The sequence below is a fragment of the Solwaraspora sp. WMMA2080 genome (assembly GCF_027497395.1).
Lineage (GTDB): Bacteria > Actinomycetota > Actinomycetes > Mycobacteriales > Micromonosporaceae > Micromonospora_E.
This window is the reverse complement of record NZ_CP114910.1, coordinates 743,766-768,149: the sequence shown is the minus strand read 5'-3', so window position 1 is coordinate 768,149 and position 24,384 is coordinate 743,766. Positions and strand designations below refer to the sequence as shown.

General features: G+C 70.8%; 16 protein-coding genes. 8 read left to right on the top strand and 8 right to left on the bottom strand.

Annotation, left to right across the window (positions count from 1 at the left end; genetic code table 11):
- Positions 1–232 precede the first annotated feature (232 nt).
- The 3 genes from O7543_RS03380 (at position 233) to O7543_RS03370 (ending at position 7,547) form a co-directional block, all read left to right on the top strand.
- The gene (locus O7543_RS03380; RefSeq protein ID WP_281555226.1) at positions 233–2,206 is read left to right on the top strand and encodes a family 16 glycoside hydrolase; all 1,974 of its coding nucleotides are present in this window, start codon (positions 233–235) and stop codon (positions 2,204–2,206) included.
- 148 nt (positions 2,207–2,354) lie between these two features.
- Positions 2,355–3,509 (top strand): multicopper oxidase domain-containing protein, encoded by a 1,155-nt coding sequence (locus O7543_RS03375; protein ID WP_281567332.1) that lies wholly within the window; start codon positions 2,355–2,357, stop codon positions 3,507–3,509.
- A 57-nt stretch (positions 3,510–3,566) separates the two neighbouring features.
- On the top strand, positions 3,567–7,547 hold the full coding sequence (locus tag O7543_RS03370) for a ThuA domain-containing protein (RefSeq protein WP_281555228.1): 3,981 nt from the start codon (positions 3,567–3,569) through the stop codon (positions 7,545–7,547).
- A 44-nt stretch (positions 7,548–7,591) separates the two neighbouring features.
- Here the strand turns inward: O7543_RS03370 and O7543_RS03365 are convergent, their stop codons facing one another.
- From O7543_RS03365 to O7543_RS03355, 3 genes are all read right to left on the bottom strand, one after another.
- Positions 7,592–7,840 (bottom strand): hypothetical protein, encoded by a 249-nt coding sequence (locus O7543_RS03365; RefSeq protein ID WP_281555229.1) that lies wholly within the window; start codon positions 7,838–7,840, stop codon positions 7,592–7,594.
- Between the two features lie 122 nt (positions 7,841–7,962).
- Positions 7,963–8,586 carry a transposase gene (locus O7543_RS03360; RefSeq protein ID WP_281555230.1) on the bottom strand — a complete coding sequence of 208 codons (624 nt, stop codon included), beginning with the start codon at positions 8,584–8,586 and terminating at the stop codon, positions 7,963–7,965.
- On the bottom strand, positions 8,586–10,010 hold the full coding sequence (locus tag O7543_RS03355; RefSeq protein ID WP_281555231.1) for a transposase: 1,425 nt from the start codon (positions 10,008–10,010) through the stop codon (positions 8,586–8,588). Before O7543_RS03355 ends, O7543_RS03360 begins: the two co-directional genes overlap by 1 nt.
- Positions 10,011–10,110: 100 nt before the next feature.
- Between O7543_RS03355 and O7543_RS03350 the strand changes: the two genes are divergently transcribed.
- Both O7543_RS03350 and O7543_RS03345 read left to right on the top strand, forming a co-directional pair.
- The gene (locus O7543_RS03350; RefSeq protein WP_281555232.1) at positions 10,111–11,247 is read left to right on the top strand and encodes a hypothetical protein; all 1,137 of its coding nucleotides are present in this window, start codon (positions 10,111–10,113) and stop codon (positions 11,245–11,247) included.
- A gap of 188 nt (positions 11,248–11,435) precedes the next feature.
- Positions 11,436–13,892, top strand: a complete 2,457-nt coding sequence (locus O7543_RS03345; RefSeq protein ID WP_281555233.1) for a M14 family metallopeptidase — start codon at positions 11,436–11,438, stop codon at positions 13,890–13,892.
- A gap of 19 nt (positions 13,893–13,911) precedes the next feature.
- On the opposite strand, the gene O7543_RS03340 is transcribed toward O7543_RS03345, so the two are convergent.
- Entirely contained in the window at positions 13,912–14,121 is a 210-nt protein-coding gene (locus O7543_RS03340) for a hypothetical protein (RefSeq protein ID WP_281555234.1), read from the bottom strand.
- A 143-nt stretch (positions 14,122–14,264) separates the two neighbouring features.
- On the opposite strand from O7543_RS03340, the gene O7543_RS03335 reads away from it, so the two are divergent.
- From O7543_RS03335 to O7543_RS03325, 3 genes are all read left to right on the top strand, one after another.
- On the top strand, positions 14,265–14,906 hold the full coding sequence (locus O7543_RS03335) for a M23 family metallopeptidase (protein WP_281555235.1): 642 nt from the start codon (positions 14,265–14,267) through the stop codon (positions 14,904–14,906).
- A 131-nt stretch (positions 14,907–15,037) separates the two neighbouring features.
- Positions 15,038–18,847 carry an endo-1,4-beta-xylanase gene (locus O7543_RS03330; RefSeq protein WP_281555236.1) on the top strand — a complete coding sequence of 1,270 codons (3,810 nt, stop codon included), beginning with the start codon at positions 15,038–15,040 and terminating at the stop codon, positions 18,845–18,847.
- Between the two features lie 200 nt (positions 18,848–19,047).
- Entirely contained in the window at positions 19,048–19,716 is a 669-nt protein-coding gene (locus tag O7543_RS03325) for an isochorismatase family cysteine hydrolase (protein ID WP_281555237.1), read from the top strand.
- Between the two features lie 141 nt (positions 19,717–19,857).
- Here O7543_RS03325 and O7543_RS03320 read toward each other — a convergent pair whose 3' ends face one another.
- The 4 genes from O7543_RS03320 to O7543_RS03305 are packed head-to-tail and all read right to left on the bottom strand — an operon-like array spanning position 19,858 to position 24,378.
- Entirely contained in the window at positions 19,858–21,528 is a 1,671-nt protein-coding gene (locus O7543_RS03320; RefSeq protein ID WP_281555238.1) for a class I adenylate-forming enzyme family protein, read from the bottom strand.
- On the bottom strand, positions 21,525–22,454 hold the full coding sequence (locus tag O7543_RS03315) for a TIGR03619 family F420-dependent LLM class oxidoreductase (protein ID WP_281555239.1): 930 nt from the start codon (positions 22,452–22,454) through the stop codon (positions 21,525–21,527). The genes O7543_RS03320 and O7543_RS03315 overlap by 4 nt, the downstream gene beginning before the upstream one ends.
- Entirely contained in the window at positions 22,454–23,335 is an 882-nt protein-coding gene (locus O7543_RS03310; RefSeq protein WP_281555240.1) for an enoyl-CoA hydratase, read from the bottom strand. Before O7543_RS03310 ends, O7543_RS03315 begins: the two co-directional genes overlap by 1 nt.
- The gene (locus O7543_RS03305) at positions 23,332–24,378 is read right to left on the bottom strand and encodes an acyl-CoA dehydrogenase family protein (protein ID WP_281555241.1); all 1,047 of its coding nucleotides are present in this window, start codon (positions 24,376–24,378) and stop codon (positions 23,332–23,334) included. Before O7543_RS03305 ends, O7543_RS03310 begins: the two co-directional genes overlap by 4 nt.
- Positions 24,379–24,384: the final 6 nt, after the last annotated feature.

Genomic DNA, 24,384 nt, shown 5'->3' with positions numbered 1-24,384 from the left:
GTCGTCACCTGTCGGACCCGCCCAACGTTTCCCGTCACCTACCTACCCGCACACCCGGTATCACCACCGCACCCGCCCGGCGTCGGCCGCCTGCCCCGGGTGCCGGTGAAGCGTGGCCGCACCCGTACCCCCACTGGTGCAGTTTCCGCGCGCCCGGATCACCCCGGCCGGTGGCCGACCATGCACCGAGTCTGTCCGAAACGGACCGGCCTGTGATGAAAGGTACGCTGAGATGGCAGTCAACCCTGACCAACACGGCGGAGCTGTCCGCCCGAGCAGAGCACCGACCCGACCGCGACGGTCGCTGACCGCGCTGGCGGCCGTGGTCGGCATGGTCCTCACCACCACATTGGCCGCGGCGCCGGTCAACGCCCGCCCGACCCACGGCGGTCCACCGGAGTACCGGGCCGCCCAGGTACTGACCTGGACCACGGGCAACGACGTCACCGCGTACACCTCGGCGCCGACCACCGCCGAGCCCGGCCCGGCGACGCTGGTCTTCGAGAACAGCGCAGCGACCGGCAACACCAGCGGCATGCAGCACACGCTCACCTTCGAGACCGCTGACCCGACCTACAACCAGGACGTGAACGTCAACATCCTGGCCGACCCGTACGACGCCAACGGCGGCCTGTGGACCGTCGACGTGGTACTCACTCCGGGGACGTACCGGTACTTCTGCGCCATCCCCGGCCACGGTCTGATGAACGGGCTACTGGTGGTCAGCGACGACAACACCGAGGACACCACCGCACCCCAGGTGACCGCGGCACTGTCCGGGCCGCGCGACGACGACGGGGCCTACCTCGGTGCCGCCACCGTCACCCTCACCGCCACCGACGACATGTCCGGTGTCGACACCATCGAGCACTCCCTCGACGGCGGCGAGTTCAGCGAGTACACCGCCCCGGTCACCGTCAACGAGCCGGGCCAGCACACGGTGGCCTACCGGGCGACCGACATCGCCGGCAACACCTCGGACCCGCGGTCGGTCACCTTCACCGTCACCACGCCCCCGGACCCGGACACCACCGCACCCACGGTGACCGCTTCCGTGTCCGGCGCGCAGAGCGAGGACGGTTCCTACCTCGACACCGCAACGGTGACCGTCACCGCGACCGACGACGACTCCGGGGTCGCCAGTGTCGAGTACTCCCTCGACAGCGGTGCCTACACCGGCTACACCGCCCCGGTCACGGTGAACAGCCCGGGTACGCACACGGTCAGCTACCGCGCCACCGACGAAGCCGGCAACACCTCCGATCCCGGATCGGTCACCTTCACCGTGGTCGCCGGCGGCGGCGATCCGCAGTGCCCGGTGCTGGACACCCGCCCGACGGTCTGGCTGGGCACCCGCAACAGTGCGGTGCCCAACCGGCAGGTGGGTCCCGGCTGCACCATCAACAACCTGATCGCCAGCGAACGGATCTGGCGTAACCACAACGAGTTCATGCAGCACGTCCGCGCGGTGGTCAAGAACCTGCGCGAACAGGGTGTCATCAGCCAGGCCGAGCGGGTCACCCTGATCGACACGGCCAAGCTGTCGGCAGTCGGCAAGTCGGACGCCCACACCGGCTACCAGCCGATCCTCAACCGGTCGGGCGCGTCGTTCGATCAGTGGGAGCAGGTCGGCGCGGGCGGGTTCACCCGCAACGCCGACGGTTCGATCACCAGCCGGCCGGTCGCCGGACTCGGCCTGCTCTGGTTCCCGATCCGCAGCTACGGCGACTTCTCGGTGAAGCTGCAGTGGCGCGACGACGCCCCGGGTGACGCCCGGGCCAACAGCGGCGTCTTCGTCCGGTTTCCCGGCGTGCACCAGCATCCGCAGGAGCCCCGGCCGGAATGGGTGGCCATCAAGTACGGCCACGAGGTGCAGATCTTCGACGGCCCGGTCGGCGACCGCTACAAGACCGGTTCGGTGTACGGGTTCGACGGCGTCGACGTTGACGCCGCCGGGGTCACCCCGAAGGGCACCTGGAACGACTACGAGATCCGGGTGGTCGGGCAGCACTACTCGATCTTCCGCAACGGGGAGCTGGTCAACGAGTTCGTCAACACCCCTGACCTGGTGTTCGACCCGCCTCGGGCCGACGACCCGGGCGGTGCCGGTCGGCAGCGGACCGAAGGTTACCTCGGCCTGCAGGTGCACGGCGCGGACGACATCGTCAGCTTCCGCAACGTCCGGATCGCCCCGCTGACGCCGTGAGCGGCCCGGGACCCCGACGGACAGACCACCACCCCCGACCGGCGATGACCGACGCGACGAACAGGAACGGACGTTGAACGAGACGACAGAGTTGAGCACCGGCCCGATCGACGAATCGGCCAGACCGGGTGGCCCGCCTGATAACGGCGTGGGCCGGGCCCTGGTGGTCCTGGCGGTCCTGGCGGTCACCTTCGCCAGCGCGGGTGCCGCGTACGCGGTCAACCACCGCGCCACCGACCCGGTGGCCGCAGTCGAACCAGCCGACGGCGTGGTGCCCGGGGGCTGCGTGGCTCCGGACCGGGAGCTGCAGCTGTACGCCGTGGAGCTGCCCCGCGACCCGGTGACCAACCAGATCCGGCTGGGCTACGGCCTGACCCCGCAGACCGCCTCCTACCCGGGCCCGACGATGGAGATGATCGAAGGCGAGTGCCTGGCGATCACCCTGCACAACCAGGTGACCGCCGAGACGCTGGGTCAGCTGCGGACCGATCCGGAGCACCCGCTCGGCGTCTCGTTGCACGCACACGGGGTGAAGTACACCCAGGACTCCGACGGGACCGTACACAGTGGCTCCTATGTCGGGCCGGGTGAGTCCCGGACCTACACCTGGTACGCGAAGCCGCGCAGTTCCCGGACCGGCTCGCCGGGCACCGCCGGCTACTGGTGGTACCACGACCACGTGGTCGGCGGCCCGCACGGCACCCAGGGCATCGGCTCGGGCCTGTTCGGCGGCCTGGTGGTACGCCGGCAGGGCGACCCCCGGCCGGACCGGACCTACGTGACGGTCTTCGGCGACCGCCAGTCGATCAACCTGCGTCGCGGGGCCGCGACCGACGACTGCGACCTGGACAACCCGGTGCCCGGCCCGGCCTGCTTCGTCGCGAAGGTCGGCGAGCGGGTCGAGTTCATCGTGGTCGGCACCGGCGACGACATGCACACCTGGCACGTCCACGGCCACTCCTGGGCGGACACCCGCACCGGCGTGGTCGCCGGCGACAACAAGGCGATCGTCGACTCCATCCCGGTTATCGACAACAAGACCCTCGGTCCCGGTGACTCGTTCGGCGTGACCATCGTCGCCGGCGACTCGGTCGGACCGGGCCACTGGATGCTGCACTGCCACATGCAGTTCCACTCCGACCTGGGCATGGCCACCACCCTGCACGTCCTCGACGAGAACGGACAGATGCCGCCCGGCGGTCACCAGCACCGTGCGGTGCTCGCCCAGTCGGGTGTCGACGTCGGCGGCGAGCCGGCCGCCGACATCCAGGCCGGTGCCGGACACGACGGCCACCAGAACTGAACCGTCCCAGCCACCCCACCCCGGCGCATCCCGCGCCGGCCGCTGTAAGGAGCAGGAATGGCCGACAGACGCCATTTCAGATTCCCCCGACTGCGCCACCGATCAGCCGCCGCGGCCGCGGCCGTCACCCTGCTGGGCGGTCTGCTGACCGCGCCGGTCTCCCCCGCCCAGGCTGACCCCACGCCACCCACCTGGGGCAACCGGGTCGTCAACGTGCTGGTCTTCCACGGCCCCGAGGCCGAACAGAGCGACCCGGTCCGCCGGGCCACCAACGTCATCCGGCGGCTCGGCAACGAGCACGGCTTCTATGTGCACTCGTCCGACGATCCGAGCGTGTTCAACCCCGACAACCTGGCCCGCTACCGCAGCGTGGTCTTCCTCTCCACTGCCGGCGTCACCCTCGACGACGCGCAGGAGGCGGCGTTCCAGGCGTACGTCAAGGGCGGCGGCGGCTTCGTCGGCGTGCACGACGCGGCGTACACCCAGCCCGGATCGGAATGGTTCACCGGTCTGCTCGGCACCCGGCCGGCACCCACCCTGCCGCCGGCGGAGACGGTGGTCGAGTCGAGCGCCAGCGGCAACAACCCGCCGAACGAGACCGCCAGCCACGCGTTCGACCGCGCCACCGGCACCAAGTGGCTGACCCGCTCCCCGACCGGCTGGCTGGCCGGTGAGCTGGCTGAGCCGACCGTGGTCAACCGGTACGCGCTCACCTCGGCCAACGACTTCCCCGGCCGCGACCCGCGGGACTGGACGCTGCAGGGGTCCAACGACGGCAAGAACTGGACCGATCTGGACCGCCGGACCGGGCAGAGCTTCCCACAGCGGTTCCTCACCCGGCAGTTCGCGTTCGACAACACCGAGGCCTACCGGCACTACCGGCTGGACATCACCGCGAACAGCGGCGAGCCGCTGACCCAGCTCGCCGAGCTCTGGCTGATCGGTGCCGACGCCGGCGCGGCACCGGAGACCCAGATCCAGCAGGCAGAGGTCGACGTCACCGACCGCAACCACCCGGCGACCCGCGACCTGCCGATGAACTGGACCCGCGACGACCAGTGGATCAGCTGGGACCCGAACCCGGTTGGTCGGGTGCACGTCGTCGCCCAGGTCGACGAGACCAGCTACGACGCAGGGCTCAGCGGCAACGGACCGTTCCACCCGGTGGCCTGGTGCCACGACTACGACGGTGGCCGGTCGTTCTACACCGGAATGGGCCGCACCGAGGCAAGCTGGGCCAAGGACCTCCAGTTCCGCGACCACATCCTCGGCGCAATCCAGTGGACCGCCGGCACGGTACGCGGTGACTGCCAGGCGACGATAGCCGCCAACTACCGGATCGAGCGGCTCACCGGCACCAACCAGCAGGGTGAACTGGATCAGGTCGGTGAGCCGCACGGCCTGACCATCGCGCCGGACGGCACGGTCTTCTACATCGGCCGCGCCGCCTGCCCCTCCGGGGCGATCCCCGACTGGTCGAACCCGGACATCGGCAAGGGCTGCGGCACCATCCACCAGTGGGATCCGCGGACTCGGGAGGTGAAGCTGCTCACCACTCTGGAGGTGATGGGCAACCGGGGCAGCGGCAGCGAGCTGGTCAAGAGCGAGGAGGGTCTGCTGGGCATGACCCTGGATCCGGCGTTTACCGACAACGGCTGGTTCTACGTGTACTGGATGCCCCACGAGTCGATCGACCGGGAGAACCGGATCGGCCAGCGGACCGTGTCCCGGTTCACCTACGACCACGACAACGCCAGCATCGACCAGGCCACCCGGAGAGACCTGCTCAGCTGGGACACCCAGATCCACAGCTGCTGCCACGCCGGGGGTGGGATGACCTTCGACGACGCGGGCAACCTGTACGTCAGCACCGGTGACGCCAACTCGTCCGGTGGCTCCAGCGGCTACTCCGGCAACAACTGGACCCAGGAGTACGCCGGCGTCTCGTTCCAGGATGCCCGCCGTACCGCCGGCAATACCAACAACCTCAACGGCAAGATCCTGCGGATCACACCGAAACCGGACGGCACGTACAGCATCCCGGACGGCAACCTGTTCACCGGCGAGGAGGAAGGCGGCGGCAAGACCCGCCCGGAGATCTACGTCATGGGGGTACGCAACCCGTCGCGCATCGCCTGGGACCCGGTCAACGACTGGCTGACCGCTGCCTGGGTCGGCCCGGACGCCACCAACCCGGATCCGGAACTCGGTCCGGCGAAGTACGAACACGCCACGATCATCACCTCCGCCGGTAACCAGGGCTGGCCGTACTGCATGGGCAACCGGCAGCCGTACCGGGACCGCAGCAACACCGACGCGTCGGTACTGACCGGCTGGTACGACTGCGACAATCCGCGGAACACCTCGCCGCGGAACACCGGGCTGGTGAATCTGCCGCCGGTGCGCGACAACATGATCTGGTACTCGCCGCAGGGCGGCGGCCCGGTCTTCCCGACCCGTGCCGGTGGCAGCGGGTTGCCCACGTACGAGCCGGGCGAAGAGACCTTCACCCGGCCCTACCTGCGCGGTGGCGGCCAGGCCGTGATGAACGGCCCGACGTACCACCGCTCACAGGTCGACACCGACAGCGGTGTGGCCTGGCCGGTGCACTGGGACGGCAAGTGGTTCATCGGTGACCAGTCCAACGCGGACAACCGGGTGGCGGTCACCGTCGACCCGGCGGTGGTGCCCGACCAGGGCGCCCCCGCCTACGCGGAGGACCTTCGGGCGATCATTCCCGGTGGCAACGGCGGCACCCAGTTGCAGCACTGGATGGACGCCAAGTTCGGCCCGGACGGCGCGCTCTACCTGCTGGACTACGGCGGCGGATTCTTCACCCTGCACGGCAATCAGAAGCTGATCCGGATCGTCTACGACGGCGGCGCGCCGACCCCGGGACCGGAGTACGCCTCGGCCCGGGTCCCGGATCCGAGCGACCCGCGAACGGTGACCTTCTCCAGCCACCGGGTGGGCGGGGTGGCCTGGGAGTGGACCTTCGGTGAGGGCAACCGGGTGTCGCACCTGCCGCACCCGACCCACACCTACCGCAAGCACGGGCGGTTCGAGGCGACGGTGAAGGTGACCTACGCCGACGGCGAGGTGGCCGAGCACACCGTCGTGGTCGACACCGGCTGCGATGCACCGGATGCCCGGGAAACGGTCTGGCTGCTGGACACCGACACCGGGGTGACGAACCACGACGCCGGTGCCGGGTGCACGGTCAACGATCTGATCGACGACGAGCGGCAGTGGCCGAACCAGGGCTCGTTCACCAGCCACCTGGACGAGGTGCTGGCGCAGCTCACCGACGGCGAGGTGCTCGACGAGCAGGAGGCGGCGACGCTGCGGACCGCCGGTGCCGACTCACCCGTCGGTCGGACCGCCGGCTACCGGACGCTGTTCGACGGCACCAGCCATTCGCTGTCAGGGTGGCGGCAGGCCCCCGGAGGCACGTTCCGGCTGCTACCGGATGGGTCGATCAGCAGCTCCGGCGGGCTGGGCATGCTCTGGTACGGCGAGGAGGAGTTCGCCGACTACTCGCTACGGCTGCGGTTCAAGGACGTGTCACCGGGTGACACCCGGGCCAACAGCGGGGTGTTCGTCCGGTTCCCGGATCCACGAGTGCCGGTGGACGAGCGGCCGGAGGGCAGCTGCGGCACGGTCGGCTCCGCCCGCAGTTCCCAGGCCTGGGTGGCGATCTTCTGCGGCCATGAGATCCAGCTCTACGACGGAGCGGGCGGAGAACCGCAGAAGACCGGGTCGATCTACAATTTCCAGCCCAACGACCTGGACCAGGCGCTGCCCGCACCGAAGGGCGAGTGGAACGACTACGAGATCCGGGTAGTCGGACAGCACTACACGATCATCCGTAACGGGGTGACGATCAGCGAGTTCGACAACGTGCCGGGCAAGCAGTCGTCCCGGGCGGGTGACCCGCCCACCGATCTGCGCCAGTTCGTCAGCGGATTCATCGGTCTGCAAAACCACGGTAACAGCGACGTGATGGAGTTCCGCGACGTACGACTACGGACTCTCTGACCGGTGACGTGCCGGGCCCGGACAATGCGTCCGGGCCCGGCACGTCAGGTCGTCCGGCCGGCGACCTTCGCCCACAGCTCAGTGACGACGACCCGCCGCAACGACGGCACCAGCACCGTGTAGCCCGACCAGATCAGGCCGATCGCGCTGCATGAGGCGGCTGTGTGGAGCAGTCCGTCCCCGGCCAGCGCCCAACCGACGACGGCCGTGGCTGCCACCGCTGGCGCCAGCAGCGACAGCAGCCGGACCAGTTGGCGCAGCAGCTGCAGCGACAACGCCGAGCCGACCAGCATCACGAGGCTGGCGACCGTCGCGGCGACACCGATGGTGACCGGACCCCAGTAGCGCCACTTGACAATCCTCCCCGCCCTGAAGGACTCCGTTGGGGAACGGCCAAGACATGATGTACCGCCTGTCAGCCGGCGAGGTCGAGTTGGGTGAGGTGACTGGTTCTGGTGCGGCCGAGGGGCGTGTCGGTGAGCCATGCGTCGATGCGGATGACGTTGACGGCGGTCGCGGCGAGGAGGTGACCGAGGTGTGTCTTGTCCATGCCGAGGTAGCGGGTGCGTCGGATGCCGGTGCGTCGGGTCGTCTGGGAGATGGTGGCCTCGACACCAGCGCGGATGTGGTAGCTCTGTTGCCAGGCTTCGGTGGTCTGTTCGCGACGTCGGCTGTCCAGGATCTGCTGCTGGGCTGCGGGAAGCAGGGTGAGACTGCGTCCCCGTTCGCTGTTGACCGCGGCAGTGGTGCAGGCCGCGCGGACGGGGCAGCCGGTGCAGTCGGTGGCGGCGAAGTGGACCCGGGCCAGCTCGGTGCCGCTGTTCTTGCGCTGGGTGGACCAGCTGATGCTGGCCTTGCCCTGCGGACAGGTCACGGTCCTGGCCTGCCAGTCGACGCGGAACGCCGACTGCGGGAGACGTTCACCCTGGTGGGTATCGGGCCCGACGGGTCCGAGCAGGTCAACCCGGTGCTCATCGCGGGCGGTCAGAACATGCGCGGCGGTGACGTAGCCCGCATCGACCACATGCTGTTCGGGCATCAGCCTGCGCGTCGCCAGGTTCTGGTGTAGGAGTCGACCCGGGCGCCGTAGCGTTCGACCCGGCCGGCGTCGATCAGCGGCGTCAGCCACCCCGGTACGGTTGCGGCCAGGACCTCCAGGGCCGCCCGCAGGGTCTCCCCGACGAACTCCATCCGGTTCAGCGTGCGCACCGCCGCGAGGACATGCGTGGAGTCCGTCCGCTGTCGACCGCCAGCGCGCAGCAGTCCCTGCCGCGCGCACCGGTCCAGGACCACATCCAGTATCTTCTCCTCGATGCCGTGCTTGATCAGCCGGGCACGGAAGTCGCTGAGCACCGTGAAGTCGAACCCGGGATCGTCGAGTTCCAGGCCGAGCAGATACTTCCAGTCCATCCTCGCCCGGACCTGGTCGGCGGCCTGACGGTCGCTGAGCCCTTCGGCGTACCGCAGCACCGACACCAGCGCCAACGCCCCCGGCGACGCCGCCGGACGGCCTCCCGCCGGGAACGCCTCCGCGAACATGTCATCGGTGAACACCGGGCCCAGCGCGTCACGGATCCGCATGGCCAGGGTGCCCTTCGGGAACGACGCCCTGACCACCCGCGCGGTCCACTCCGGCATCCCACGGTCGTCCCACGACTGCAGCGACATACTGAACCCTTTCCACCCGATCAACCCGGTAATCATGCCAACGGACAAATCCAACGGGTTTGGCCGTTCCCCAACGGAGTCCTGAAGGCCGGAGTATCCACAGAAGGAATCCGATGACCGCCGGACGGCGCTCGGCCGCCGGGCGGCTGCCCCGCTGGAACACCGTGGTGTCGGCAACGTTCTCCAATAGCTCGATCCGGGAGAAACCGGATGATGCCAGGTGTACGCGTACCGCGTCACTGGTCGCGATCGCCACCACGTCGGGCCGGACGGCGAGGTCGCGCTCGCCGTTCGCCACGGCCCCCGGGTCGACGCCGGGAATCTGGCCAGCAGGTCGACGCAGTGGTAGACGACCACGTCCGCCGCGGCCTCGAGGCCGTAGGTCACCGGGGTGAAGGTCCACAGCACCCGCGGCCGGTCACTGGTGAGCCAGGTCGCCGTCGCCCGGCGCAGGACGGCCCGGTTCAATGGTCGCGTCGGTGCCCGGTGCACCGGTACCACCAGCGGCGAGACGATCGTGGTGTTCGCCGGCCTCGCTCTGGCCGGCTGGCGGGTGGACGGACCGGCCGACGCGCCGAAGGCCCGCCGGACGCGGCCGACCATCCGGGCGAGGTCGTCGGGACGCAGTGTCGGTCGACGTAGACCGAGCGACTCCACGAAGGTGACCTGCGCACCGACCGCCAACTCACGGGTGACGTAGTGCTGGTTGGTGGCGACAGCCGAATCCCATTCGGCCGTGCCCAGGATCAGCACGCTGACCGCGGATTCTGTCGCACCGCCCAGTGTACTCAGCATCGTCCATCCCAACGAGTCCGCCGGGCAGAGGAATCGACAGTTACTCGACCCACTGACGGCCTTCGTCGCACCACGGCCCGCCGACTGCGACAATCGCGCCATGGGTGACAGCGATGAGAGCCTCGACCGTGCCTCGGCGAGCGCGGACTTCCTGGAATGGAGCTTCTCCCTGAAAGGAGGAAGTTCCCCGTGGTCGGTAGAGCAGAGCATGACCCAGTTACTCGCCCACGAGAGCGCCGAAGGGATCAGCCTGCCACTCGCCGACGCCGTACAGGCCGACGCCGCGGTCATTCACGAACTTGGCCGGCGGCGGACCCCGACGGCGGTCGCCGCGCTACGCGGTCTCCAGGCGATGAGCACCATCGACACCCAACGGGAACTCGCCCGGCTCAACGCCGACCGGCTCGTCGGGCACGGGCTGCCGGAACCGCCCTGGACCGGCAGCATCGGCCGGGTCGACGTCGACTGCTGCCGGTGGGCGCACGACCCGTACGGTGAGACGGCGGTGCTGCTCTGCGGCTTCTCCTACGGCGGCACCGACGAACACGGCATCCTCACCGTGATCGACCAGGCGATCGGCGGTGGACGGATCCGGGAGATCCTGCTCGGCACCCGGGTCGACTCGCTGCGGCAACTGCTCGACCGGACACACGGGGGCGAGGACGGTTTCGTGACCGAACCGCTCGATCCGGCGCTGGCCCGACGGCTGATCGAGGACGCCGTCGCCACGTCGGACGAGCTGATGGAGAACCCGGAGTACAAACTGCGACCGATGCCCGACGCGTACCGGAAGATGCGGGCGTTGACGCTGGCCCGGGCCCGCGCGCTCAGTGACGTCGCGGCCCCGCCGGATCCGTTTCCGACCACCGTGGAGATCGAGCTGCTGAAGCGGGCGTTCCTGGCCTCCGAGGCGGCGGCCGGGTTCCCGACCGACGGCACCGCCAGCCGCGCGGTCGACCTGCTCGTCGAGCAGTTCGTCGAGCAGGCCGCCTGCCATCCGCTGCAGCTGGGGCCACGCCGGGTGCTCGCCGTGCTCGGCCTGCCGGCGCTCGCCGCCGAAGCCGGTGCCGATCCGGTGGCCGGACCGGTGCTTCCCGACGTCGCCGCCGCCTGGGTCGGCTGGACCGCCACCGAGCGCGGATTGAGCCCCGACGCGAGTGAGCGACTCACGCGTACGGCGGACCAGGCCTGCGCTCAGCTGCGGTCGGCGATCGCCGGCGGCAATCCGCCGGTCTGACCGCCGGCGCGCCGCACCGGCAGGTCGTTGACAGAGCACACCGCTGCCGGCCAGGATGATCGAATCCGTACTGGTCGATCCTTCTCGCCTACCCGTGGCGGTGCCGTACGGTGCGTCGTCGCGGGTCGTTCCGGCCGTCGCCCTGCTCCCACCCATGGATCAGCGGCACCGCGAGTGAAAGGTCCCACATGGTTCCCTCACCTGCATCCCAGTGGCGACGGCAACTCGCGGCGGCCGTGGCCGCCGCCGGTGCCGTCGTCCTGTTGGCCGGGCCGGCCACCGCCGTGCCGGCCACTGCGCCGTCCGTCGACCGTCCGCAGGCTACCGAGCGGCCGCGGATCCAGGCCCCGCTCGAACGGCTGGCCGACGAGCAGGCCAGCGTCGTAGAGGTCGTCGTGACCGACCGCGACGAGCTCGACGCTCTCGTCGCCACCGGAGTCGACCTGGATCACCACGTGTCGCAGACCGCCGCCGGGATCGTCGTCCACGCCGTCGTCACCCCGACCGAGATCGACGCTTTGCGGGCCGGTGGCTTCCGGATCGGCAAACTGCTACACGAGCCGGCCGACGCCCGGGCACGCGTCGCCGAGCGGGAGGCGACGATAGCCCGCCACCGCGCCGACAACCAGACGTTCACCGCGCGGGTGCGGCAGGACGCCGCGGTGGCCGACATCAGGATCATCCGGGCCGACTACTACACCTCCGGCACCGACCAGGTGCTGTCGGTGGAGGCGAAGTGGGCCCAGGGGCAGAGCTCACCGAGCACGTTGACCGTGTCCCGGGACAGCGGCCCGGGCACCGCCATGGGTTCCGGTGGCACACAGGTCATCACACGGTTCGTCGACGCCGGCGTCTATCTCTACCACCGGGGCGCCGGCACAGTCGGCGTACGGCCGGACCGGATCCAGATCGTCAGCCCGACCGGCGACGTGGCGGTGGCCGAGGTCGAGCAGTGGCTGCCGATCCCGGACGACTCCCCCGAGGGACCCGGATACCAAAAGGACTTCGTCACCAGCTACCTCACCCCGACCGAACTGTACGACCGGATCCAGCGGCTGGCCGACGAGTTCCCCCACCTCGCCGAGGTCGTCGAACTGCCGTACCGGACCAACGGGTACCGGCGCAAGGCACAGGTCGTGCTGGGTGACACCACGGCGAGCCGGGTCGCCGTCGACTCGCACGCGTGGGGGCACCAGGGCGGCAACGACATCACCGTCGAACTGGTCGACCCCGGTGCCGGCGACCGGCCCCTGTCGGTCACCGTCGACGGCAGCGCCATCCGGGTCGACCTGGGCACCGACGGTGGCGGCACGGTGGTCAGCACCGCCGCGCAGGTCACCGCCGCGATCAATGCCTCGGCGGGCGACCTGGTCAGCGCCTACACCTACCGGGGCGGCGCTGGCGACGGCGTGGTCACCCCGGCCCCGGTGACCCCGTTGAGCGACAACCTGACCGCGCCGGCCACCGTCTCCCGCGACCCGCACCCGGTGTACGCGCTGCGGATCGGCAAGTACCGGGACGGCTCGCGCACCGGGGTGCTCGCCTACGCGCAGGAGCACGCCCGCGAATGGGTTCCCCCGCTGGTCGCGATCGAGACCGCCGAACGCCTGCTCCGCAACCACCGTGCCGACGAGAACACCAAGCAGCTGCTCCGTACGCTGGACATCTGGATCGCACCGTCGATCAACCCCGACGGCGGCCACTACTCCTTCTACGATTACGGATTCCAGCGCCGCAACATGACGAACCACTGCGCCGCCGGTGGGGCGACCGACGCGCTGGCCCGCAACTCGTGGGGTGTGGACAACAACCGCAACTACACCGAGTACAGCCTTTTCGACGGGTACTCCGGCGCGTCAACCAGCTGCACCAGCGACGTGTACGCCGGCCCGAGCGAACTGTCCGAGCCGGAGAACCGGAACCTGGACTGGCTGGCCAGCCGGCCGAACATCAAGTTCTCGATGAACCTGCACTCGTCGGGCAACTACTTCATGTGGTCGCCGGGTGCATACGTCACCCCGGGCCGGGTCACCGCACCACGGCCGACCCTGGCGGAGGAGTCCTTTTTCTGGGGCGCGTCGTCGCGAATCCTCACCGCGATCAAGCGGCACCGCAACCTGGCGGTGACCCCGGCCAGGACCGGTCCCATCTCCGACGTGCTCTACTCCGCTGCCGGCAACTCCGGCGACATGCTGTGGTACAGGTACGGCATCTACGCGTGGAACTTCGAGGTCGGTACCTCGTTCCAGCCGGCCTGGGACGAGGCACACCAGCAGACCATGGAGTACGCCAACGGTCTCGTGGAGCTGATGCGGGTGGCCCGTGACCACGACAAGGACCGCAGACGGCCGACGAGTTCCCTGGTCACCTCGCCCGGTCCGGACGACACCCTGGTCGACGTCCGGTTCGAGGTCAGCGAACCGGCGGCGATCTTCTACACGTTGGACGGTAGTCAGCCGACCTTCGGGTCGACGCTCTACACCGCTGGCGGCGTACGGGAGGGCGGCGAGACCCTGACCGTGCCGTACGGGACGAAGGTCTTCTGGTTCTCGGTGGACGCGGCGGGCAACATCGAGAACAACTACAAGCCGGACACCGACGCCAAGAACTGGCGGCGTGGGTTCGCCACCGTTTCCGACAGTTGACCTGCCCGGCCGGCGGCGGTCACCAGCGCTTGCGCCGGTAGTGGCCGTGGTAGCCGTGGTGACCGCTGCCGTAGTGACCGTAGTGACCACCACGGTGCCGGCGGTTGAGCCGGTGGTCGACCTCACGGAGCAGGCTGTCGACCGGCGAGCCGTGCCCCCGCCGCCGGGCGTGCCGGCTCAGCTTCGACGCGAGCATCGACAGCAGAGAACGTTTGACGAAGCTGCTCATCGTAGGCTCCTCCAGCCCTGGGTCCCGACGCCCGCCACGGTAGCTCGCGGTGTCCAGCTCCACCTGGACGAAAGCTGACGGTCAACTGGCAGTACGACGGCCCACCTCCTGGCACGGTGCCGACGTCTGCCATGCTCGCAAGTGTGACCACCGGGTTTCCTACCGGCCGGCGTCGCGGCCGACGTCGCGGCCGGACCCTGCGTACCCTGCTGATCCTCGTCGCCGTCGCGACGGTACCGGCCGTCGTCGCGCTGGGTGTGGTCGTGGTGCCGTGGCTGCGGGAGCCGGGGCCGCGGCCGTTGTTCCAGCTCCCGGTCGCCTGCGGCGAGACCTGGCAGCTGGGCACCTACCCCGGCCACGACGACTACGACGTCGACCTGTTCCCGACCGAGGGCGACCCGTGGGGTAGGCCGGTGCTCGCCTCCTACGACGGTGTCGTCACCGTGGCCGGCGTCAACGGCTCGGTCGGCGGTCGTAACCCGGAGGATCCGGACGGGCCCCGGGGGCGCGGTGGCGGCTACTGGGTCAAGATCGACCACGGCGGCCGTTGGGAGACGCAGTACCTGCATCTACTCGAACCGCCGATGGTCCGGGAAGGTCAGCGGGTGGCGCGCGGCGAGCAGATCGGGCTGCTCGGCAGCACCGGCAACTCGGGCGCGCCACACCTGCACTACGAGCAACGGCGCGGCTGGCAGAAGGTGGAGACCTACTTCGACGGCCTGCCGTCGGGCATCACCCACGACGACTACGAGTACACCGTACGGCTGACCAGCAACAACTGCTGACCCCCACACGGCCCGGCGAGCCGGGCCCTCGACGTACCCGCTCCGCCCGGCTAACATTTCCGCCGTCTGGATCTGCTGGCGCGATTCACCAGGCACCGACCACACGTACGTACGTCCGTGCAGGAGCCTTCATGCGCCTCAGATACCACCCACCCCGTCCACCTGCGCGACTGGCCGCCCTCGCCGCGGCCGTCGCGACCGCGCTGGTCGCCACGATCGCGACCGCCCCGTCCGCGACGGCGGACACCACGCTGCTCGCCAATGATTTCGAGTCCGGCTCGTACGCACCGTGGGGCCCCCGCGGTGACGTGACGTTGGCAATCGCCGAGGAAGGCCGGGACAGCGCGGCAAGCCTGTCGGTCACCGGCCGTACCGCCGACTGGCAGGGCCCCGCGACCAGCGCGACCGACCTGTTCTCGCCCGGCGTCGTCCACTCGGTCACCGGCTGGGTGAAGCTGCCGGCCGGCACCGAGGGCGCGGCCGGTGTCCACTTCACCGTCGCAGCCACCCCGGCCGACGGCGGCGACGACACCTACACCTGGATCGGCGACGCCGCCGAGACCACCGCCGACACCTGGGTCCAGATCGGCGGTGAGTACACCATGCCGACGGGCCTGACCTCGGCGACGCTGTACGTCGAAGCCGCCGGAACCACTCCCTTCCTGCTCGACGACGTCCTCGTCACCAGCCCCGACGAGACACCCGGCGTAGTCACGGTGAGCGCGGTCGACTTCGAGGACGGCACCACCGGCACCTGGTCCGCCAGCGGTGGACCCACCCTGACCGTCGTGGACACCGAGAACGGCCGGGCGCTGCGGGTCAGCGACCGTGTCGAAGGGTTCGACGGGCTGCAGAGCCCGGCCGGAATCTTCACCGCCGGCGTCACCCACACGTTCTCGGCGCGCGTCCGGCTGGCCCCGGACGGGCCGGCGTCGTCCGGATTCCGGTTCGTCATGAAGCCGGACTACAACTGGATCGGCAACACCACGGTCACCGCCGACGACTGGACCACGGTGACCGGCGAGTTCACCGTGCCGACCGACGCCGACCCGGCCACACACCAGGTCTACCTGGAAGCCGCCGAGGCCACCGCCACGTACCTGGTCGACGACATCCTGATCACCGCGCCGGACACCGGACCGGGCGGGGCGCCGCCGGGCACCGTCGTCATCGACAGCGACTTCGAGGACGGCCTCGACGGTTGGGTGCCGCGCGACGGTGGCCCGGGAGCACCGACGGTCGAGCTGACCGGTGTCGCGCACGGCGGCGAGGCGGCCGCGCTCGTCACCGACCGGGTCAACCAGGGCGCCGGGATCGGGCGCGACGTCACCACCGCGTTCGAGCCGGGCGTAGGCTACGAACTGTCCGGCTGGCTGCGGTTCGCGCAGGGTCAGCCGACCGATGACATCTGGTTGAGCATCGCCGCCACCACCGCCGACGGTAGTCAGTCGTTCAGCACCCTCGCCCAGTTCGACACGGTCACCGACGACGGGTGGACCGAGGTGACCGCGAGCTTCACCGCGCCGACCTTCACCAGCGCGTTCCTCTACTTGGAGACCAGCTGGCAGGGAGCGGACGTCACCGGCAACACCAGCGACTTCCTGCTCGACGACGTCGTGGTGCGGGTGCCCGAGCCACCGGTCGTCGAGGACCTCACCGGGATACACGAGACCACCGACTTCCCGGTCGGCGTCGCGATCGACAGCCGGGAGACCGTCGGGTCCGCCGCCGAGCTGCTGACCCGGCACTTCACCAACATCACGCCGGAGAACCACATGAAGCCGGAGGCGTGGTACGACGCGGACCGCAACTTCCGGCCGCACGAGCAGGCGATCGCAATGATGGACTTCGCGCAGACCAACGAGATCGGCGTGTACGGGCACGTGCTGGTCTGGCACAGCCAGACCCCCGAGTGGATGTTCCAGGACGCCGACGGCGAGCCGTTGAGTTCGTCGGCCGCCGACCAGCAGGTGCTGCGCGACCGGCTGCGCGGGCACATCTTCGCGGTGGCCGAGTCGCTGAGCGACCGGTACGGCCGGTTCGGCTCCGCCGCCAACCCGCTGAACGCGTTCGACGTGGTCAACGAGGTGGTCAGCGACAGCGGCGAGTACTCCGACGGCCTGCGCCGCAGCGAGTGGTACCGGATCCTCGGCGAGGAGTTCATCGACCTGTCGTTCCAGTACGCCGAAGAGGCGTTCAACGACATGTACGCGGTGGCGGACACCGATCCGGTCGCCTTGTTCATCAACGACTACAACACCGAACAGAGCGGCAAGCAGGCGCGCTACCACGCGCTCGTCGAGCGGCTACTCGACCGGGGGGTGCCGCTCGACGGGGTGGGACACCAGTTCCACGTGTCGCTGTCGACACCGGTCGGCAGCCTCGAAACCACGTTGGAGAGGTTCGCCGGTCTGCCGGTGGTCCAGGCGGTCACCGAGCTCGACGTCACGATCGGGACCCCGGTGACCCAGGCCAACCTGATCGAGCAGGGCTACTTCCTGCGGGACGCGTTCCGGATCTTCCGGGCGTACAGCGAGAAGCTGGCCGTCGTCACCGTGTGGGGGCTGACCGACGGCCGGTCGTGGCGCTCCGACAACGGCGCCCCGCTGCTGTTCGACGACGGGTACCAGGCCAAGCCGGCGTACTACGGCGCGGTCGACGCGGAGCTGCCGGCCCGGCTGCGCACCGCGAACGTCTTCGCCGGCGACGTCGCGTTGTCCGCCGGGGTCACCTCGGATCTCACCTGGCGCAAGCTGCCCCTGCATCAGGTGGAGGAGACGGCGGGGTTCCAGCTGCGCTGGTCGGCCGACCGGCTGACCGCGTACGTCTCGGTCACCGACGCCAACCCGTCGTCGGACGACCGGGTCGAGTTCGTGCTCGACGGGGAAACGTACCCGGTGTTCCGGGACGGATCGGGTGACGTACCGGCGGTGGCGACCGAGCGGGACGGCGGTTACGCCGTCGTCGCGCAGCTGCCGCTGTCCGACCCGGCGGAAGGCGGCACCGTCCCCTTCGACGTGCGGGTCACCGACGACGCCGCCACCACCGGCTGGGCCACGGCCGGCACCGTCGGCACCCTCACCCTGGTCGAGGAGCTGTCCTACCTGGAGGTGGTACGGACGCCGAGCGCACCGGCCATCGACGGTACGGTCGACGCGGGCTGGTCGCACGCGACCGAGGTCACCACCGCCAAGCAGGTGTCCGGCACCGACGGAGCGGTGGCCACCGTCCGGACCCTGTGGCAGGACCAGACGTTGTACGTGCTGGCCGAGGTGGCCGACCCGGTGGTCGACGTCACCGGCTCCGATCCGTGGACGCAGGACTCGGTGGAGATCTACGTCGACGCCGGCAACGCGAAGAACGGCCCTTACCGCTACGACGACACGCAGATCCGGATCAACGCCGACAACGTCGTCTCGTTCGGCACCGGGGACGAGGCGTTCCAGGCCGGCCGGTTGACCAGCGCGGTGGTGCGTACCGACACGGGCTACACCGTCGAGGCGGCGATCAGTCTGCTCGAGTACGGCGGTCTGGACACCTTCCACGGGCTGGACTTCCAGGTCAATGACGCCGCCGACGGTGCCCGTACGGCGATCCGCAACTGGGCCGAGCAGAACGGTGTCGGCTACCAGACGACCGCGCGGTGGGGGGTCGGCCGGCTGGTCGACGGCACCAACGTCGACGTGGCGTTCGAGCCGATCACGCAGTGGGACTCGGACGGCGGCGGCGGGTACTGCACGGAGATCGTCGCCAGCAACGCCACCGATCAGCCGGTCGACTGGCGGGCGGCGGTCGAGCTGCCCGGCGACATCTACACCGCGTGGAACTTCGAGCGGGAGTCGTTCGGCGACGGGACCTGGCGGATCACCGGCGTGGACTGGAACCGGACGTTGAAGCCGGGTGCCCGGACGTTCAGCGTCGGGTACTGCGCCACCTGGTGACCACCGCCCGGGGGTGCGCCGACGGTCGTCGGCGCACCCCCGGGTCGCCCCCGGCTCGCCGTCGGCGGGCGGATTGCCGGGCCGGGGCATTGCCCGGTCGACCGGACCGGGCATACCATCAGGTCAACCAAGCACTTGCTTGGCGGGTTCTCGGGTCCCGCCCGGGCACCCGCACGCCCGCCGATCCCCCGGGAGCTCCGATGGCCCGTAGCTACCTCGGTCACGTCCTACCCGACCGCCTCGACCTGAAGATCGAACCGACCCGGACGGCGCTGCTCGTCGTGGACATGCAGAACGACTTCGTGCACGACGACGGATACTGCGCGAAGGCCTTCGGCACGGCGATGGTGGCCGGCTTTCAGAGCGTGGTGACGCCGATCGCCCGGCTCGCCGCCGCAGCCCGCACCGCCGGCGTCGCGGTGCTCTACTGCCGGGTGGTGCAGCATCCCGACGGGTCGCTGGCCTCACCGGTCTGGCTCGCCGACAACCTGCGGCACGGCTTCGAACCGCTGCACTGCATGCGGGGCACCTGGGGTTGGGAGATCGTGGACGAGCTCGCCCCGCAGCCGGGCGACGTGGTGTTCGAAAAGCTGCGGCGCAGCGCGTTCGTCGGCACCCAGCTGGAGAACCTGCTCCGCAGCCGGGACATCCGCAGCCTGGTGGTGGCCGGTGTCGCCGGCACCGGATGTGTCGAGTCCACCGTCCGCGACGCGATCGAACGGGACTACTTCACCGTCGTGCCGGCCGACTGCGTCGCCAACAACAACGCCGAGCTCACCGCCGCCTGCGAACCGGCGTTCCGGGCCCTGCTCGCCCCGGAGGACTGGACCACCAGCGATCAGGTCGTCGCGGTCTGGTCCGGCTCCTGACCCCGCACCGGCAGGCGAGCACGGCGTCACTGTCGTGGGGCCGAGGTACCGGTAGGGCGTGATGCCACAGGTGCATCTTGATGCACCTGTGGCCTCACGCTCGCGGAGTGACCTCGGGTTCCCGTCAGCCGAACCGGCCCGTCAGCCGAACCTGGTCGCGGCGTCGGCCCGCAGCCGGGCCTTGTCCGCCTTGCCGCCCGCGCTCAGCGGCAGCTCGGCCAGGGTGACCAGCCGTTCCGGCCACTCGTACTTGGAGACGCCCCGGGCGGCCAGCTCGGCCCGCAGCTCGTCGAGGGTCAGCTCGGCTCCGTCGGTTGTCACCACGTACGCACAGGCCCGCTCGCCGAGCACCTCGTCGGCGGCCGGCACCACCGCCACCTGGGCGACCCGTTCACAGCCGCCGACCGCCTCCTCGACGGCCAGCACGCTGATGTTGTGCCCACCCCGGATGATGAAGTCCGCCACCCGGCCGGTGACCGTCAGGTAGCCGGCCGGGTCGATCCGCACCAGATCACCGGTGAGCATCCAGCCCTGCGGGTTGACCAGCTGCCGGTTGGCATCCGGGTCGTCGTAGTAGCCGGGAGTCAGCCCAGGGCCTCGGGCGGCGCACTGCCCCGGCCCGCCGGACGCGGTCACGTCGGCGCCGTCGGCGTCGAACAGCCGCACCCGCATCTGCGGGATCACCCGGCCGGCGGTGCCCAACCGGTGCTCCCGGGAGTCGTCGACCCGGGTCACACTGATCGGTCCGGCCTCGTTGGAACCGTAGAACTGCAGCACGGCGCAGCCGGTCTCCTCCTCGAACCGCGCCGCCCGCTGCGCCGGCACCCGTTCCCCGCCGGTGAACAGCACCCGCAGCGACGACACGTCCCGCCCGGCGTACCCACCGGCGTTGAGCATCATCACGAACTGGCTGGTCACGGCGGCGAGCACGGTGACCCGGTGCCGTTCGATCAGCTGCCAGGTCTGCTCCGCGTCGAACTCCTCGGCGAGCACGGTCGGGTAGCCGTACATGGTGGGCACCACGTGCCCGCTCCACTGCCCGAAGCCGTACGGGGCGGGCAGCACACTGGCGAACACCTCGTCCGGGCCGAACCGGGCGGCCTCGGCCGCGAGCGGCCCGAAGTACTTGCGGGTGTTCATCGTCTGCATCACGCACTTGGGCAGCCCGGTCGTGCCCGACGTGGAGTTGAGGAAGAAGAGGTCGTTGGCGCCGAGGCCGCGGCCGGCGAGGGCGGCGGCCGCCGCGGCCACGTCCGGCAGCGGGAGCGGCTCACCGTCGCGCAGCAGGCTGACCTCGCCGGCGGCGGTGAGCTGCACGGTCAGGTGCGCCGGCCGGTCGGCCGGGGGTTCACCGGCCGGCGGTTCACCGGCGCGCAGCTCGGCGGCCAGGTCGGCGGCGGCGCGGCCCCGGTGCACCGGCCGGGTGAGCAGCGCGGTCGCCCGGGTACGCCGGATGAGGTGCCGTACCTCGGCCGTGCCGGTCCGCGGGCCGATGCCGACCGTCACCAGGCCGGCCTTCTGCGCCGCCAGGTAGGCGACGTGCACCAGTGCGCCGTTGGTGAGCAGGGTGGCGATCCGCTCCCCCGGCCGCAGGCCGGCCAGAACGTAACCGCCGGCCAGCCGGGTGCTCAGCGTGTCGTACGCCGACCAGCTCAGGGTGGCGTCGGTGGCGAAGAACGCCGGGTCGTCGGGGCGGGCGGCGGCGTGCCGGGCGACCATCGACGCGATGGTGTCGTCGTCCCAGTGCCCGGCCCGGGTGTACTCGTCGATGGTCGCCCGGTCGAAGACGGCCGGTCCGGTGGCTGCGGTCATACGTTCTCTCCTGTGGTGCGGCCGGTTCTTTCTCCTGCGGGACGGCCGGTCGGTGCCGGGTCGGGCCACAGCGACGCGAGCCGCTCGGCGACGGAGTCGAGGGCGGCCAGCCGGTCCGCCCGGGTGGCCGCCGGTGGCAGCCGGGTGAACGGCGCGACGACCAGGTGGTCCAGACCGGCGTCGCGGTACGCCTCGACGGCGGCGACGCTGATCTCGCCGGAGAGCCGGACGTGGTGGGTGAAGTCGTCGTCGGCCCGGCCGAGCTCCTCCCGTAGCGCGGTGATCCGAGCGCACAACCGGGCGGAGGTGGCCAGGTCGACGTCCGGCCCGAACCAGCCGGCGCCGTGCCGGGCCGCCCGGCGCAGCGCGGCCTGGCTGTGCCCGCCGACCACCACCGGCACCGGCGGTTGCGGCGCGGCGCCGAAGTGCACGGTCGGAAAGTCGAAGAACCGTCCGTGGTGGGCGACCGGCCGGCCCGACCAGAGCAGGTCGAGCACCCGCAGCATCTCGTCGGTGCGGGCGCCACGGGTGCCGAAGTCGGCGCCGAGCGCGGCGAACTCCTCGGCCATCCAGCCGACCCCGACGCCGATCACCGCCCGGCCGGTGGACAGCTGCTGCAGGCTGGCCCAGGCGCGGGCGATGTGGAACGGGTCCCGCAGCGGGGCGATCAGCACGCCGGTGCCGAGCCGGATCCGGGTGGTCCGGGCGGCCAGGTGGCCGAGCGTCACCGTCACGTCGGCCAGTGGGGTGCTCGGCCGGATGCCGGGGTCGCCGGAGGACCGGTACGGGTAGGTCGGTGCGTAGCTTGCCGGGGTGATCACGTGGTCGGCCAGCCAGACGGTGTGGAAGCCGAGCTGCTCGGCGTGCACCGCGAGCGGCGCGTACTCGGCGGCCGGCAGACCGAACAACTGCAGGTCGAACCGCATCAGCCGGCACCGTCCGTCCGCTCACGCATGCTGCGGGCGTCGTGGCCGGCCAGCGGATCATCGCCGACCTCCGCGTTGTGCGCGTGCGCCACGTGGTGCAGACCGAACACCGAGTCCATCCCGGCGCGCAGGCCCATCAGGTCCTCGGCCTGGTTGACCGCCTTCTTGGTCAGCGCCAGGCCGAGCCGGGGCATGGTGGCGATCCGCCCGGCCAGCTCCATCGTGTACGGCTGCAGCTCGGCCCGGGGCACCACCCGGTTGACCATGCCGAGTGCGAGCGCCCGGTCCGCGTCGACCCGTTCGCCGAGGAAAAGGAACTCTTTGGCGAACCGGGGTCCCATCACCCACGGGTGGGCGAAGTACTCGACGCCGGGGATGCCCATCCGCACGACCGGGTCGGCGAACCGGGCGTCGTCGGCGGCGACGATCAGGTCGCAGCACCAGGCGAGCATCAGGCCGCCGGCGATGCAGGCGCCCTGCACCATGGCGATGGTCGGTTTGGGCAGTTCCCGCCAGCGCCGGCACATGCCGAGGTAGACCTCGGACTCACGGGCGAACCGGCTCTCCGCGCCGGCCTTGCCGACGTGGTCCCACCACAGCCCGGCCCGGCGGGGGAAGCTGCGGTCGGCGTCGCGCCCGGGGGTGCCGATGTCGTGCCCGGCCGAGAAGTGCTTGCCGGCACCGGCGAGCACCACCACCCGTACGTCGTCGTCGGCGGCTGCCCGGGAGAAGGCGTCGTCGAGGGCGTAGGTCATCGCGGAGTTCTGCGCGTTGGCGTACCGGGGGCGGTTCATGGTGACCACCGCCACCGGCCCGTCGGTGGTGTACCGGACCACCGCCTCGTCGTCGTGGGCCGTAGCGTCGTCGGCGGCGTCGGTCACGGTCGTCCTCCTTGCTCGGCGGTGGCGGCGGGCAGTCCGATCGCGGTGCCGAGCCGGTCGAGGTGGTAGTCGGTGCCGGCGGTCGCGGCCACGATCGCCCACACCCGCTTGGCGTACAGGTGCAGGTCGTACTCGGTCGTGTAGCCGATCGCGCCGTGGCACTGCAGCGCGGCGCGGGCGGTCCGTTCGGCGGCGTCGGCGGCGAGCAGGTAGCCGGCCGAGACATCGGCCGGGCGGCTGTCGGCACCGGTGGCAGCGGCCCAGCCGGCGGCGAGCACGGCCGGGGCGGCGAGTTCCAGCCCGAGCAGGGCGTCGGCGAGCTGGTGCTGCACCGCCTGGAAGCTGCCGACCGGGGCGCCGAACTGGCGGCGGGTGCCGACGTGCGCGACGGTGAGGTCGAGCATCCGGCGGCCGAGCCCGACGAGCTGGGCCGAGGCGGCCAGGGTGGCCCGGTCGGCGGTCAGCGCCAGCAGGTCAGCCGGCACGTCGAGCCGGATACCGACGGACGGCCCGACGGCGGGGTCGCCGGTGAGCCGCAGCGCGGCCCGGCTGCCGTCCATGGTCGGCACCGGCGTGGTCGCGACCTCGGCCGGCCGGACCAGTCGGGGTCCGTCCGGCGGTGTCAGGAGCAGCAGCAGGTCGGCCCGCTGCCCGTACGGGACCAGGCCACCCGGCCCGGCGACGGCGATCCGGCAGCGGCCCTCGACGAGCGCGGCGAGCTGCCCGCCGGGGTCGCCGGCGGCGGCCAGCAGCGGGCCGGCGACGGCGGCGGTCTCGGCCACCGGCAGCGGCACCGCAGCGTACCCGGCGGCGGTGAGGGGCGGCACCAGGTCCACCTCGGTCAGTCCGAGTCCACCGGCGGACTCGGGCACCGCCGCGGCGAGCAGACCCATCTCGGCGAGCGCGGTCCAGAGCCGGTCCAGCGGGGCGGGGTCGCCACCGGGCCAGCCGGCGCGGACCACCGCCGGTGGGCATTCGGCGGTGAGCAGATCGTCGACCGCGTCACGCAGCGTGGCCTGCTCGTCGGTGAGGGCGAACCGCATGCCGTC

Bases quoted from the DNA above. Each gene is read 5' to 3' on its own strand.
- O7543_RS03320 (WP_281555238.1), bottom strand. From the start codon at position 21,528: ATGACCGCAGCCACCGGACCGGCCGTCTTCGACCGGGCGACCATCGAC.
- O7543_RS03330 (WP_281555236.1), top strand. From the start codon at position 15,038: ATGCGCCTCAGATACCACCCACCCCGTCCACCTGCGCGACTGGCCGCC.
- O7543_RS03345 (WP_281555233.1), top strand. From the start codon at position 11,436: ATGGTTCCCTCACCTGCATCCCAGTGGCGACGGCAACTCGCGGCGGCC.
- O7543_RS03340 (WP_281555234.1), bottom strand. From the start codon at position 14,121: ATGAGCAGCTTCGTCAAACGTTCTCTGCTGTCGATGCTCGCGTCGAAG.
- O7543_RS03360 (WP_281555230.1), bottom strand. From the start codon at position 8,586: ATGCCCGAACAGCATGTGGTCGATGCGGGCTACGTCACCGCCGCGCAT.
- O7543_RS03355 (WP_281555231.1), bottom strand. From the start codon at position 10,010: ATGCTGAGTACACTGGGCGGTGCGACAGAATCCGCGGTCAGCGTGCTG.
- O7543_RS03380 (WP_281555226.1), top strand. From the start codon at position 233: ATGGCAGTCAACCCTGACCAACACGGCGGAGCTGTCCGCCCGAGCAGA.
- O7543_RS03370 (WP_281555228.1), top strand. From the start codon at position 3,567: ATGGCCGACAGACGCCATTTCAGATTCCCCCGACTGCGCCACCGATCA.
- O7543_RS03315 (WP_281555239.1), bottom strand. From the start codon at position 22,454: ATGCGGTTCGACCTGCAGTTGTTCGGTCTGCCGGCCGCCGAGTACGCG.
- O7543_RS03365 (WP_281555229.1), bottom strand. From the start codon at position 7,840: ATGCTGGTCGGCTCGGCGTTGTCGCTGCAGCTGCTGCGCCAACTGGTC.
- O7543_RS03305 (WP_281555241.1), bottom strand. From the start codon at position 24,378: ATGCGGTTCGCCCTCACCGACGAGCAGGCCACGCTGCGTGACGCGGTC.
- O7543_RS03350 (WP_281555232.1), top strand. From the start codon at position 10,111: ATGGGTGACAGCGATGAGAGCCTCGACCGTGCCTCGGCGAGCGCGGAC.
- O7543_RS03325 (WP_281555237.1), top strand. From the start codon at position 19,048: ATGGCCCGTAGCTACCTCGGTCACGTCCTACCCGACCGCCTCGACCTG.